This is a genomic window from Mesorhizobium sp. WSM4871 (assembly GCF_055811295.1).
The window spans coordinates 94,461-107,519 of the sequence record NZ_JBVVPU010000005.1 but is presented as its reverse complement, the minus strand read 5'-3'; the positions used below and the strand labels follow the sequence as shown (position 1 = coordinate 107,519).

Annotated in this window: 12 protein-coding genes; 7 read left to right on the top strand and 5 right to left on the bottom strand. The window is 62.1% G+C overall.

The genetic code is table 11. From position 1 onward, the window contains the following. Nucleotides 1-9 precede the first annotated feature (9 nt). The 4 genes from nadE to asnB are packed head-to-tail and all read right to left on the bottom strand — an operon-like array spanning nucleotide 10 to nucleotide 4,800. The gene (gene nadE, locus AC0L2H_RS12315; protein ID WP_473590471.1) at nucleotides 10-1,017 is read right to left on the bottom strand and encodes an NAD(+) synthase; all 1,008 of its coding nucleotides are present in this window, start codon (nucleotides 1,015-1,017) and stop codon (nucleotides 10-12) included. Then, nucleotides 1,014-2,561, bottom strand: coding sequence for a class I adenylate-forming enzyme family protein (locus tag AC0L2H_RS12310; RefSeq protein WP_473590470.1), 1,548 nt, complete (start codon nucleotides 2,559-2,561; stop codon nucleotides 1,014-1,016). Before AC0L2H_RS12310 ends, nadE begins: the two co-directional genes overlap by 4 nt. A gap of 22 nt (nucleotides 2,562-2,583) precedes the next feature. After that, nucleotides 2,584-2,844 (bottom strand): acyl carrier protein, encoded by a 261-nt coding sequence (locus AC0L2H_RS12305; RefSeq protein ID WP_107648077.1) that lies wholly within the window; start codon nucleotides 2,842-2,844, stop codon nucleotides 2,584-2,586. Between the two features lie 18 nt (nucleotides 2,845-2,862). Further along, nucleotides 2,863-4,800, bottom strand: a complete 1,938-nt coding sequence (asnB, locus tag AC0L2H_RS12300; protein WP_473590469.1) for an asparagine synthase (glutamine-hydrolyzing) — start codon at nucleotides 4,798-4,800, stop codon at nucleotides 2,863-2,865. A 349-nt stretch (nucleotides 4,801-5,149) separates the two neighbouring features. On the opposite strand from asnB, the gene AC0L2H_RS12295 reads away from it, so the two are divergent. Genes AC0L2H_RS12295 through AC0L2H_RS12265 form a run of 7 tightly spaced genes read left to right on the top strand, consistent with a single transcriptional unit; the run spans nucleotide 5,150 to nucleotide 12,228 of the window. Beyond that, nucleotides 5,150-6,331, top strand: a complete 1,182-nt coding sequence (locus tag AC0L2H_RS12295) for a carbohydrate kinase family protein (RefSeq protein ID WP_473590468.1) — start codon at nucleotides 5,150-5,152, stop codon at nucleotides 6,329-6,331. 27 nt (nucleotides 6,332-6,358) lie between these two features. Then, the gene (locus AC0L2H_RS12290) at nucleotides 6,359-7,135 is read left to right on the top strand and encodes a glutamine amidotransferase (RefSeq protein ID WP_473590467.1); all 777 of its coding nucleotides are present in this window, start codon (nucleotides 6,359-6,361) and stop codon (nucleotides 7,133-7,135) included. A gap of 25 nt (nucleotides 7,136-7,160) precedes the next feature. Then, nucleotides 7,161-7,931, top strand: coding sequence for an ATP-binding cassette domain-containing protein (locus AC0L2H_RS12285; RefSeq protein ID WP_473590466.1), 771 nt, complete (start codon nucleotides 7,161-7,163; stop codon nucleotides 7,929-7,931). 34 nt (nucleotides 7,932-7,965) lie between these two features. Further along, nucleotides 7,966-8,952 carry an autoinducer 2 ABC transporter substrate-binding protein gene (locus AC0L2H_RS12280; RefSeq protein ID WP_473590465.1) on the top strand — a complete coding sequence of 329 codons (987 nt, stop codon included), beginning with the start codon at nucleotides 7,966-7,968 and terminating at the stop codon, nucleotides 8,950-8,952. 13 nt (nucleotides 8,953-8,965) lie between these two features. Continuing rightward, on the top strand, nucleotides 8,966-9,955 hold the full coding sequence (locus AC0L2H_RS12275) for an ABC transporter permease (RefSeq protein WP_473590464.1): 990 nt from the start codon (nucleotides 8,966-8,968) through the stop codon (nucleotides 9,953-9,955). Further along, nucleotides 9,952-10,908, top strand: a complete 957-nt coding sequence (locus tag AC0L2H_RS12270; protein WP_473590463.1) for an ABC transporter permease — start codon at nucleotides 9,952-9,954, stop codon at nucleotides 10,906-10,908. Before AC0L2H_RS12275 ends, AC0L2H_RS12270 begins: the two co-directional genes overlap by 4 nt. A gap of 3 nt (nucleotides 10,909-10,911) precedes the next feature. Then, complete coding sequence (locus AC0L2H_RS12265) at nucleotides 10,912-12,228, top strand: M20 family metallopeptidase (RefSeq protein ID WP_473590462.1); 1,317 nt, start codon at nucleotides 10,912-10,914, stop codon at nucleotides 12,226-12,228. A 43-nt stretch (nucleotides 12,229-12,271) separates the two neighbouring features. Here the strand turns inward: AC0L2H_RS12265 and AC0L2H_RS12260 are convergent, their stop codons facing one another. Continuing rightward, complete coding sequence (locus tag AC0L2H_RS12260; RefSeq protein ID WP_473590461.1) at nucleotides 12,272-12,796, bottom strand: hypothetical protein; 525 nt, start codon at nucleotides 12,794-12,796, stop codon at nucleotides 12,272-12,274. Nucleotides 12,797-13,059: the final 263 nt, after the last annotated feature.

Here is a 13,059-nt window from a genome sequence, read left to right as displayed (position 1 = left end):
CGAAGCAGCTTAGGTGCCGACTTCCTCGACTTCGTCGACGAGTTGCGGGCGCAGGTGCAGATAGCGCGTGGCCTTTCGCTTGGCGGCGATGTCGGCCCAGACGCGTTCCACTTGCGAGGCGTCCAGTCCTGCCGCCTGCCCGACCACTTCGGCCGCCATGCCCTTGTTGAGGCCGCAGAGGCAGATATCCATGCGGTCATAGGGAAGCGAGAAGTAGAACTCCTCCTGCGTCTGCGCCAGCGAGTAGGTATCGGTGGTCGGCGGCCGGTTCAGGATTTCCTCTGGGACACCGAGATAGGCCGCCAGCGCATAGACCTGCGTTTTGTAGAGATGTGCGATCGGCTTGACGTCGGCCGCGCCGTCACCGTTCTTGACGAAGAACCCCTGATCGTATTCCAGCCGGTTCGGCGTTCCAAGAACGGCGAAGTTCAGGCGATCGGCATGATAATATTCGATCTGCTTGCGGGTGCGCTGCTTCATGTTGGTGGCGGCCACGACACCGAGATAGACCGGCAGCGGCATTCTTGTCTTCGTCTGCTTGCCCTTGGGATCCTGCACCACCAGCGAGGAAATATTGTACCCCTCGCTCTCGAGCGCATTCGCGATCACGATCTTCGAGGCCCAGCCTTCGCCGTATTCCGGGACCAGTTCGCGGATGAAGGCGTCGCGACGCTCATAGCAGCCCATCGCGCGCAGAGCCGGGCCGATATCCTCCACAATGGCCTCGACACCGAACGTGTCGGCGACAAGGCGGCCGAGCCGCAGGCTTTCCGGATCGGAATCGTTCTCCGGCATGAACAGGCACAAGACATTCTGCGGGCCCGCGGCGCGCGCGGCCAGCGCCACCGAAACGCTTGAATCGATCCCGCCGGAAAGACCGAGCACGAGGCCCCGCTTGCGAATCCCGCGCAACTGCTGGCGCAAGGCGGTCACGATCCTGTCCGTCTCGGCGGCGGGGTCTATCGCCAGCGCCTGCGCCAGAATTGCCTTCGCGTCCTCGCTTGGACGGACACTCATTGCGCGGCCTCCATCATTTCCGCCGCAAGCCGGCGGCTGACCTTGCCCGTATCCGTCTTTGGCAATTCCGAGCGGAACTCTATCACTTTGGGAACCATGAAATCCTCGAGATGACGTGCGCAGTGGCGCATGACATCCTTTTCGCTGAGCGTCGGATCCGAGCGTATGACGAGTGCGCCGATCGCATGTCCAAGCACGGGATCGGGCACGCCGACGACAACGGCCTCCGCGATGCCCGGATGCGCGTGAAGCACGGCTTCCACTTCCTTCGGTGCCACCTTCTCGCCCCGCGTCTTTATGATGTCGTCCTTGCGTCCGACGAAATAGAGAAAGCCGTCCTCATCGGTCCTAAACAGGTCGCCGGTGTAGAGAACCTTCTCCCAGGGGTTCGGTCCTGGCCGCAAGGTCTGCTCGGTCGCAGCTTCGTTTCGCCAGTAACCCTGCATGACATGCGGCCCGCGAATGACCAACTCACCGGCCACGCCCGGCGGCACGATTTGCCCGTGATCGTCGACGACGAAGGCTTCGGTGTTCGGAATGGCTATTCCGACCGAACCCGGCCGGCGATCGAGCTCCTCGGGCGGCAGGTAGGTGCAGCGCTTGCATTCCGTCAGCCCATACATCGAATGCAGCCTGACACTGGGAAAAAGAAAGCGCAGGCGTTCTATGTGAGCCTGCGGCAAGGCTGCCGCCGTGTTGGAAATGTAGCGAAGACTGGGCAGGAAGCCCGGCGTCAGGTCCCGCATCTGCAGGATCATCGCGGCCATCGTGGGCACCAGCGGAAGACCGGTGACGTCCTCCTCGCGGATACGTTCAAAGATCGCTTGAGGAAAGGCGAAGGACTTTTCGAGCACGAGCGTGGCGCCCAGTCTGACAGCCATCAGCAACTGATAGAGACCATAGTCGAAAGCAAGGGGAAGAACATTCAAAATGATGTCATCTGGCGAGTTGCGCAGATAGGTAGTGATGGAGTCGGCGGCCGCGTCGCAATTGCGATGCGTCATCATCACGCCCTTGGGCCGGCCCGTTGAGCCAGAGGTGTAGATCAGCATCGCAAGATCGATGTCGATGCCGCGGTGGTCTATCTCTCTGGCTTCGAACGTCAGGCAGTCCGCCAGGGACGTCGCTCCTGCCGGGCATTGGTTATCGGCGCCAACGGTGGATGCCACGAAGATGCCGGTCTTGCCGCTCGAGTCGCACGCCTCGGCGACGACGGGCATCAGTTTTGCTAGCGTGAGGATCGCGGCTGCGTCGCAATCGCCGATGATATAGGCAAGCTTGTCGGCCTTGGTGGATGAGTTGATCGGGCTGAACGTCGCCCCTGCCTTGAGGACCGCGAAAATCGAAACCGCGGCCTCCCAGCAATTGTCCATGAAGATCAGGACCCGGTCGTTGCGCCTGATGCCGTTCGCGAAAAGGGCGGCGGCCAGACGGCTGGAGAGATCGTCCAGTTCTTCGTAGCGCAGCCTTTTGTCCTTGGTGATCAATGCCGTTTTGGCGGGATGGGCAGCGGCCTTCGCGACCAGAGAATGTTCGATCCGCATAACCCCTCCTCGCCGGCCGCACTTACGCTGCCAGCGCCTTTGCTCTTGCACTGATGAAGGATGAGAGACGCTCAATCGAATCCAGATTGGCCGGCACGACGTCGGAATCGACCATCGCTATGCCGAAATCGTCCTCTATGAAGGCCACCAGTTCCAGCACGGCGGTCGAGTCGATGATGTCGTTCTCGATCAGCGAGTCTGTATCCGCAAGCTGGTACGACTTGTCGCCGAACAGGAAGTTGTCGACGATGAAAGTTCTGACCTTGTCCTTGACTGTAACCATTTTTCTTTCCTTCCCTTCTCAGGCTGCTCGTGCCGCACCGACCTCTTGGCCAGTGAAATTCTTCTGCCACAGCTGCGTCGACAAAATGCCGACGAAGGCCGCGTTGTCGCGAAACCCGGACGCAGGCTGCGTGCGGCATTTCTCATGAAGCTTTGCCACCGCCTTGGCGTTGAACAGTCCGCCGGCGGCGATGCTCGCTTCGCTCAAGGCGTCGCGGACGTAATCCAGTTCTCCGGCTCCCACGAAGGAGCTGGCGTCCGGGGCCCGGTAAGGCTGTTTGGTGCGCTTCCCGATCGCCTTCGGAAGCAGGTGCCCGGTTGCCTTGCGCAATATGTGCTTTTCCACCAACCCCTTCAGCTTCATTTCCGGCGGAAGCCTTGCGGCGAACTCCACCAAACGATGGTCGAGGAATGGGAACCGTCCCTCGATGCCGTGCGCCATAGCCATGCGATCGCCTTGGCTGGAAAGGATGTAGCCTGGCAGAAGGAAGCGGGTTTCGAGATATTGCGCCTGATGCAGCGGGTGCCAGAGCGAGAATGCCTCCGGCAACCGGTCGGCCAATTCCTCGACCGCGTTGTATCCGTTCAACATCGCACGCAGGTCACCTGAGAAGAAGATCTTGGCCGCCGACGTGGTCTTGAAGCGCGGCCGATGCGAGAACAGCGGGTCGTCTAGAGCGGCGTTGTCGACGCCAAAGAATGCGGACAGGTATTCGACGGATTGCTGTTGCAGGCCCGGCAGATAGGGATAGAGCTTGCGGAACAGCTTTGGCCTCATGCGCGATGCCGGCTGACGCGCGCAGAACCGGCGAACACGCGCCTCCTTGAAGATGTCATATCCCGCGAAGACCTCGTCGGCGCCCTCGCCGGTCAGCACGACCTTCAGGCCGGCCTGGCGAACCAGGCCGGACAATTGATAGAGCGGCGCCGGCGCCGTGCGGATGATCGGCTTCTCAGCAAAATGGATGACTTCGGGGAAGACACGGGCGATATCGCCAGCACGGCTGAGGATGGTTCGGTGATCAGCGCCAATTGCTGACGCCATCTCGGTCTGGAAGGCGCTTTCGTCATGCTCGGCGCTGTCGAAGGCCACGGAAAATGTCTGCAATTTCCGAGGCGTCATGCCGGCGGCGAGCGCCGAAACAACGGAGGAATCGAGCCCACCCGAAAGATAGGAGCCGACCGGCACGTCCGCCCGCATGCGAAGCCTCACCGCATCGGTCAGAAGCGCCTGCAATTCTTCAGCCGCCTGGTCCTCGTTAGTGATCTCCGACCGCGAGTCTCGATGCGGATAGTCCAGCTGCCAGTAGGGTTTGATCGTGACCCGCCCCTGCTCCGCTATCATGACGCTCGCCGGCTCCAACTCGCTGATATTGCGGAAAGCCGTGCGTGGGGCGAGCGGCGCCCAGAGCGTAAAGATCTGGTCGAGCGCAATCGGATCGATCTCGGCCGGGATGCCTGGCACCTCGAGCAGGGCCTTGATCTCCGAGGCGAAGTAAAGCACCCCGTCTTTGTTGGTGTAGAACAGCGGCCGGACACCCATCCGGTCTCGTGCAAGCACCATGCGCCGACGCCGATTGTCCCATAGCGCGAAGGCGAAATCGCCGTTCAGCAGGGACAGGCAGTCTTCGCCCATCTCGTCATAAAGCTGCAGGATGACTTCCGTGTCGCTCGACGTACGGAAGCGCCGGCCCTTGGCCAACAACCCTTCGCGCAGTTCCACGTAATTGAAAATCTCGCCGTTGAAAGCAATTGTCAGATCGCCTGACACGTCGGACATCGGCTGCTGGCCGTCACCGATCCCGACCACTGACAGCCGCGCATGCCCGAGCCCGGCGTCGGGCGCCACGAATTTCCCGTGCTCATCCGGTCCACGATGGGCGATCGCCGCTATCATGCGCGAGAGCAAAGCTTCCGCATCCCGGATAGAACCGAAATAGCCCCCGAATCCGCACATTCCCAAGACTCATGTGAACCGCAACCAACGATATATAGCCGCGAAAACAGGCATCCGCGGTTAATCGGATATTTTCCCCGCGCATGCGGTTAACGGGAAGTTAAGGCACCAATCGCGCCTGCCGGATCGCTGCCCGGCTTTTACCGACATTGTGCTCATGACGGCTTGCAAAATCAGCTGGAGCGCAATTGAAGAAATTTCAAAAATTGGCGGCGAGAAGAACGGATTTCCAAAGAGGCCTCCTGCCCAGCGTCAATTTCGTCGCCATAACCTAAAATTAGAATGAAAATCTATTGAGGTTACGGCGCTTCGCTTGCTAGCGTTGAAGCGCTTCAATTGGATCATCAGCGTGCAGCGCAAGCGTCCTACCATTGCAGATGTCGCACATGCCGCCGGCGTTTCCATCGGCACGGTGTCGAACTTCATCAATGATACGGCTGTCGTCAAAGAAGCGACGCGCGAACGCATCCAGAAAGCGATCTCCGACCTGATGTACCGGCCAAGCGCATTCGCGCGCTCGCTGCCGGGTCATGCGCCTCGCAGACACGGCAATGTCGAAGGCCTGCCGCGACTGCTCGTCGTCGGGCGCGTCAGCGTCGATTTTCTCTGCCGTGTCGATGTTCTGCCACACCGCGACGACCGCATCACCGCGCGCCATATCGAGAAGGCCCTGGGCGGTCCCGCCGCCAATCTTGCTGTCGCCGCCGCAGCCGTCGGCGCGCCCTTTGCCCTCGATGTCGAACTGGCGACGGCCGTCGGCGACGATCCCGAAAGCGACTGGGCGCTGGCAGAGCTTTCGAAGCTCGGCGTCCACGCCTTGCCGATCAGGCGCACATTCAACAATCGCCTCTCTCAGGCGATTGTCATCATCGAACTCAATGGCAGCCGCACCATCATCAGCGAACCGTTCGAACTCAGCGAGGTCGATCTGACCGCCAACATGGATGTCCAGACGCAGGCTCGTCCCGCCTGCCTTCACATCGAGGGTTTCCACTATGAAAGCATGATCGGCTCCATCGATCGCTTTCATCAGGCAGGTTGGAAAGTGAGCCTGCATTCGGCCGGCCTGCCCCGGAATTCGAGAAGCCCCGACGCCTTCGTGGAAATGGTCAAGCGGATCGATCTGACCTTCATCAACGATGTCATGCTGCGCGAGATCTTCGATCTCCGCACACCGCTTGCGACAATGATCCAGCAGACACGCGACATCCTTGCCCGCATCAAGCAGCGCGGCACCGTGGTGGTGACGCTTGGCGAGTTCGGCGCGGTCGTCTTTCCCAAAAGCGGCGGACCGCAGATCGAGGTTCCCGCACTTCCCGTCGACAGGGTCGACGCCACCGGAGCGGGCGACAGTTTCGCCGGCATCTTTCTCAGCCTGTGGCTGCACGGCGCCTCCCTGGAAGAGGCCGCTCGCTACGCCGCGGTCGGCGCCAGCCTGACGACGACGGCCGAAGGCGCGCAGGGACACATCGCGGATTTTAGGGAACTGAAGGCGGCACTGACGCCGGACAACATCGCGGCTGCCGGATGATGCCGCCGGTCATAAGGAGGTCATGCAGTGAGCAAGACAAAGGTGCTTCTGGTCGGAGAGAGCTGGGTCAGCGCGGCGACGCACTATAAGGGCTTCGATCAATTCGGCAGCGTGACGTTTCATCTCGGCGCCGAGCCCCTGGTCAAGGCGCTGAAGGACAGCGAATTCGAGCTTGACTACATGCCGGCGCATGAGGCGGTGGAAAAGCTGCCGTTCACTATCGAAGGCCTGTCCCGCTACGACGCCATCATCCTCTCCGACATCGGTGCCAACTCGCTGCTGCTGCATCCCGATGTCTGGCTGCACGGCAAGACGGTGCCGAACCGGTTGAAGCTGCTGCGGGACTGGACCAAGGTCGGCGGCGGCCTTGTCATGGTCGGAGGCTATTTCAGTTTCCAGGGCATCGACGGCAAGGCCCGCTGGCATCGCACGGCTGTCGAGGAGGCATTGCCCGTGACATGCCTGCCAAACGACGATCGCCTCGAAATACCGGAAGGGTTTCGCCCGTCGATAACCGGTTCGAAGGACCACCCGATCCTGGCCGGCATCGAGGGGGAATGGCCACTGCTTCTCGGCGCCAACGAGGTCATCCCGAGGGATCGCGACGATGTCGAGGTACTGGCATCGCTGCCGGAAGATGAAGGTGGTCACCCGCTGCTTGTGACCGGTCGCTATGGCAAGGGGCGCACGGTGGCCTGGACCTCCGACATCGGCCCGCACTGGCTGCCCAACAGCTTCGTCGAATGGCCGGGCTATGCGCGCCTTTGGAAGAATGTGCTGAGCTGGGTGAGCAAGGCCGCCTAGCAATCAACCCCATGGGATTGTCGCCATGACCGCTCCTTTTCTCGTTGCCAGAGGAATCGCGAAGCGCTTCGGCGCGCTGACGGCGCTGTCCGGCGTCGATCTGGAAATCCGCTCCGGAGAAGTGCTGGCGCTGCTCGGCGACAACGGCGCGGGCAAGTCGACCTTCATCAAGATCCTGGCGGGCGCGCATCCGGCAAGCGATGGCGAATTGATCATAGAGGGCGTGCCGGTGGCATTCTCCTCGCCGAAGGATGCGGCAGCTGCGGGCATCGCAACGATCTTCCAGGAACTGGCGCTTTCCGAAAACCTGTCGATCTCGGAAAATGTCTTTCTTGGCCGCGAACTCAAGCGCTCGGTGCTCGGCGTTCCGTTTCTGCGCCGCGCTGACATGCGGCATCGAGTCGACGGCCTGCTCAAGGAGCTGGACGCCCATATTTCCGATCCGGAAGCCCCGGTCGGCAGCCTGTCGGGCGGGCAGCGCCAGGCCGTCGCCATCTGCCGCGCACTCAATCTGAACGCCAGGCTTGTGATCATGGACGAGCCGACCGCGGCACTTGCCGTGGCCGAGACGCGCAAGGTCCTGGCCCTGACGCGGCGCCTGGCCGAGCGCGGCTGCGCCGTGGTGCTCATCAGCCACAACATCTCCGAAGTCTTCGAGGTCGCCGACCGCATCGTCGTGTTCCGGCGCGGCCGCAAGGTGGCCGAACGGCTGCGTGCCGAGACCAATCCCGAAGAAATCGTTTCCTTCATAACAGGCGCTCATCCCGACGTGCGGGCGCTCGAAAAAGCCAACTAGAATTGCACGTCAAATTCCAGAGAGGTTCAACCAAATGCTCAAGCACATCAGGAAAGCTCTTGCGATCTCGGCACTTTCTCTTGCCGTTTCGACCGCCGCCTTTGCCCAGGACAAGCCGAAAGTTGCCTTCGTGCCGCAATTGATCGGCATCCCCTACTTCAACGCCATGGAAGCCGGCGGCAACCGCGCGGCGAAGGAACTCGGCGTCGATTTCATCTACAGCGGCCCTGTCGACACCAATCCGGTCGATCAGTTGCAGATCGTGCAGAACCTTATCGACCAGGGCGTCAACGCGATCTCGGTCAGCGTGCTCGACGCCTCCAGCATCGCTCCCGTCGTCGAGGCCGCCAAGGCCAAGGGCATCAAGCTGTTCACCAGCGACAGCGACGCCCCCGACAGCGGCCGCGCGGTCTACGTCGCCCAGGCGACGGACGAAGGCCTTGGCAGCACCATCATCGATGAGCTGGTGAAGCGCGTCGGCGAGGACGCCAAGATCGGCATCGTTTCGGGCGAAGCGACGGCATCCAACCTGAATGCCTGGATCGGCTTCATGCAGAAGCAGGCAGCGGCGAAATATCCGAAGCTCAAGCTTCTGGAGCCGCAATATGCCGGCGGCACCGCAGAGCGCGCCGCGCAGATTTCCGGCGATCTGATGGCCGCTAATCCAGACATCAAAGCCATCATCGCGGTCGCGTCCACGACCTGCCCGGGCGTCGCGCAGGCCATCGAAACCGCGGGCAAGATCGGCAGCGTGATCGGTGCGGGCTATTGCAGCCCGAACACGGCGCGCTCTTACCTCAAGAGCGGCGCCTTCGGCTTCACCGTACTGTGGGATCCGGCGCAGCTCGGCTATCTCACCGTCTGGGCCGGTAAGCAGCTGATCGACGGCAAGGCATTCGAAGCGGAAAACAAGGTTCCGGGCTTCGACAATCCCGTCACCTATGATGCCGCCAAAGGCATTCTGCTGCTCGGACCGCCGGCGGTGTTTACGGCCGAGAACGTCGACAAGTTTGATTTCTGAGCCGATACGGACGATGCGACAGCTCAGGAACGGTGTTTTCTCTTTGAATGGGCGCGAGTGGTCCCTGCTCGTCGCCTGTATCCTGGCGATCATCGTCTTTTCTGTCGCATCGCCCTACTACGCCACCTCAGGCAATGCCGGGACGGTCTTGCGCAACAGCATCGAATTGCTGCTGGTCGGCTTGGGAATGATGCTGCTGCTGGCCATGGGCGGCATCGACGTGTCCGTCGGCGTCGTCATGGGCCTGGCGGCGATCGGCGTTGGCAGGGCGCTCGGAGCCGGCGTCGATCCCGTTCTCACTGCTTTTGTCGGCCCGCTGACAGGTGCGCTGCTGGGCCTGCTGACGGCCGCCGTCATCGTGCTTGGCCGGGTTCCCGCCATTGTCGGCACGCTTGGTCTTCTCGGTGTCTACCGCACGGCGATCTTCGTCCTGCTTGGCGGCCAATGGCTTTCCGGCCTGCCGACCGGCCTGACGCTGCTGCTTGGCACGACCATTCTCGGCCTGCCGGTCGCCGCCTGGGTGATCGCGCTCGCCTATCTCGCCGTCTGGATCGCGCTGAGGCGAACGCCCTTTGGCTTGCACCTTCTGGCCATCGGCAATTCGGAAGAAAAGGCGCGGCTGTCCGGCATCCCGGTCGTCAAGGTCAGATTTGCGACCTTCATCGTCAGCGGCGCCCTCACCGGCCTCGCCGCCACCTTCTACGTCGCCAACTATCGCAACGTCGAAATGACAGTTGGCAGCACGCTGCCGCTTGATGCGATCGCCGCCGTGGTGCTCGGCGGGACAAGCATTTTGGGCGGCAAATGCAGCCTCGTCGGCACTGTCCTTGGCGTGCTGCTCCTGAGGATCCTCCAGAACGGGCTGCTGCTGACAGGCGTTCCTTCCCTCTGGCAACCGGTGGTCACCGGCGGGCTGCTGATCGGCGTGCTCGGTTTTGAAGTGCTTTCCAACCATCTGTCCCTTTCACGGGCCTTCTCACCGTTGGGGTGGGCCAGCAAATGAACCGCATCCGCAAGCTGCAAGGGCCAGCGCTCATTCTCGCATTGTTGGCCCTGTTATGGATCATCGTGATCGTCGTCCTGCTGGTGTTGAAACCGTCCGTGTTCAGCCTGGCGACGGTCACGACGATCCTCCAGTTCTCGACCATCCTGGCGCTCGTCGCTCTCGGACAGGCGATCGTCATCCTGGCTGGTGGAGCCGGCATCGATCTCTCCGTCGGCGGCATTGTTTCGCTGTCGGCCATAGCCGGCATGCTGGCCTTGAAACTCGGGCTTCCTTCGTTTCTCCTGCCGCCTGCATGCATAATCGCCGGAGCCGCCCTCGGCGCCTTCAACGGCGTCCTCGTCACAAAGTTGTCCATCCTGCCGCTGATCGCGACGCTCGGCACGTTCTTCGTCTATTCGGGCCTGGCGTTGGCGCTGACCGGAGGCGCGGCGCAATCGGGTGTGCCGGGCTGGCTGCTGATCTGGGGGCGCGGCGTTTTCTCCGGCATTCCGCTTCCCTTCCTCACCATCGCAATCCCTGTCTTCGCCATCGCCGGGATCGTGCTGATGTGGACGGCCTGGGGCCGCTGGATCTACGCCATGGGGTTCAACGAGCGCTCGGCGCGTCTGGTCGGCATTCCGGTCGATCGCGCCCGGCTCATCCTCTACAGCTTGAGCGGCGTGCTTTCCGGAGCCGCCGCCCTGATCTCGCTGGCATGGCTCGGAAGCGGCCGGCCCAACATCGGGCAAAACCTCGAACTGGAATCGCTGACGGCTGCGATGCTGGGCGGCATCGCCATACTGGGCGGCCGTGGCGGCGTCGGCGGTGTCTTTGCCGCCGTCATGCTCTTGGTGACGCTCAAGACCGGGCTCTTGCAGCTTAACGTCAACACCGTCTGGCAAGTGGGCATCGTCGGCGCTCTCCTGGTGTTCGTGCTTCTGGCCGATCGACTTTCCCAAAATTGGAGATAATTCATGCCGTCTTTCGAGGACATCATTGCCAAGCGGGTCGAGGCGGAAGCCGATCGCATCGTGCAAACATTGAGCGACCTCGTGTCGTTTCCGTCCATCGTCAAGTCGAACCCGAAAGACGCCGGCCCCGGCGAACGGGATTGCCAGCTCTATCTGCAAAAGAGGCTGGAGACGCTGGGCTTCACCACCGATCTCTGGGATCCGGACGGGCCGGCGCTTTACGAAAAATACAAAGGCCGCCCCGGCGCCAACAAGGGCCGGACCTTCGAAGGCCGGCCCAATCTCGGCGGCGTGCTCAAAGGCACGGGCGGCGGCCGCTCGATCATGCTCACCGGCCATATCGATGTCGTGCCTCCGGGTGCGCCCGAACACTGGACGACCGACCCGTTTCAACCAGTCCTGAAGGACGGCTTTCTGCATGGCCGCGGCACCGTGGACATGAAAGGCGGTGTCGCCTGCATGCTGATGGCCGTGGAAATCCTCAGGGAGCTTCAGGTGCCCCTATCGGGCGACATCGTCTTTACGACCGTGGTTGACGAGGAGATCGGCGGCATGGGCTCGCTGGCGATGGTCGACCGCGGCTTTCGCGCCGATGCCGGCATCATGACCGAGCCGACGGCCAACAAGATCGCGCCCTTGTGTCATGGCATCCTGTGGGGACGGATCATCATCGATGGCATCGGCGGCCACGCCGAGCTGACACCGAATGCCTGGTATTCGAGCGGTCCGGTCGATGCCATTCAACTGTGCAGGCAAATGCTCGACGGCATCGACATATTGAACCGCCGCTGGATGTTCGATCCCGGCAAGAACCATCCTCTCATGGACCTGCCCAACCAGATCATCGTCACCCAGCTGAACGCCGGAGAACATCCCTCCTCCATGGCCGGCCGGGCGGAGATCGTCATCGATGCGCAATATCTGCCGAGCGAAAAGGACGAGTTCGGCCTCGGCGGCAAGGTCAAGCGCGAGATCGAGGAACATGTCCTGAACATCTGCCAGGCCGATCCCTATCTGCGCGAACATCCCGCCCGTGTGGAGTGGATCCTCGATGCCGACTGCGCCGAAATTCCAGCCGACAGCCCGTTCGTCAGCGTCTTCCAGGGCGCGGTCGAAAAAGCAGACCTGTCGCCGGTCCTGTCGGGTTTCGGTGCGCACAGCGATATCGGTTTGCCGACCGGTCTCGGGAAAACCCCAACCGTCAATTTCGGCCCGGGCGATCCGGCCCAGGCGCATCAGCCCAACGAGCGCGTGTCGGTGCGTGATCTCGTCGATTGCACGAAGGCGATCGCACTGGCGATCGAGCAATGGTGCCGGTGAGAGCGGCGGATGCCGACGCTGCAGTCGCGTTTTCGGTCGCTGCTCAAGGCAATTCTGCATTGCAAGTGCCGGCGATCTGGCCGACGGCCTCGCTGGCCCCGGCAAGGTCGAAATCGGCCTCGCCTCGCCCCGACAGCAGCCCGAACCGCCAGGACAGCAGCAGCCGGTTCGCCGACACCAGGCGCTTGACGCCGTCGGCGCCGTCGCGAACCAGCATCCTGCCGCGCGTGCCGACCGCCCAGCTTTCGCTGACCTTCTTGCCCTGGTCGGCGGTCACCGACATGGTGATCGTGCCTCTGGCGGAGACGGCATCGTTCACATGCAGCCATTCGCTCCAGCGCGGTTCGCCGTCCTTGCGGCAGGCGATGGTCAGCACCGGGCTGTAGCTCAAGGCGCCGCCGCCGGTGATCAGCTTGTTGGTGGCATAGAGCGAGGCCGTGACCAGGCCGTCGCTGCCCTCATTGAAGCGCCAATTGTCCAGCGCGGCGCCGGCCTGGGCGACGCCGCTGACCGAGGCAAGCAGCAATGCCGTGGCGATCGCGCCTCCGATACCAACGAGTAGCCTCAACCATGCCTCCAGCAGCCCTGCGTTTCGCAACACAGCGCAGATAATGATCAAGGCTTCGTATCGCCAGTTGCTACCTCTCACTTGCCCGCATGCCTGTTGCCGCGGCGCCACAACGAAGAAGGCGGTCTTTGGCAACCTGTTCTCGATGTAGCCTTCCCAGGCTTTTCCACATCATTGCCATGCTTTTTCGGTCGATCCGAAGACCGCACTAGAATTTCGACGGCAAATCAAGCTATGATGTAACAGGCATTTTCCCGGGACGG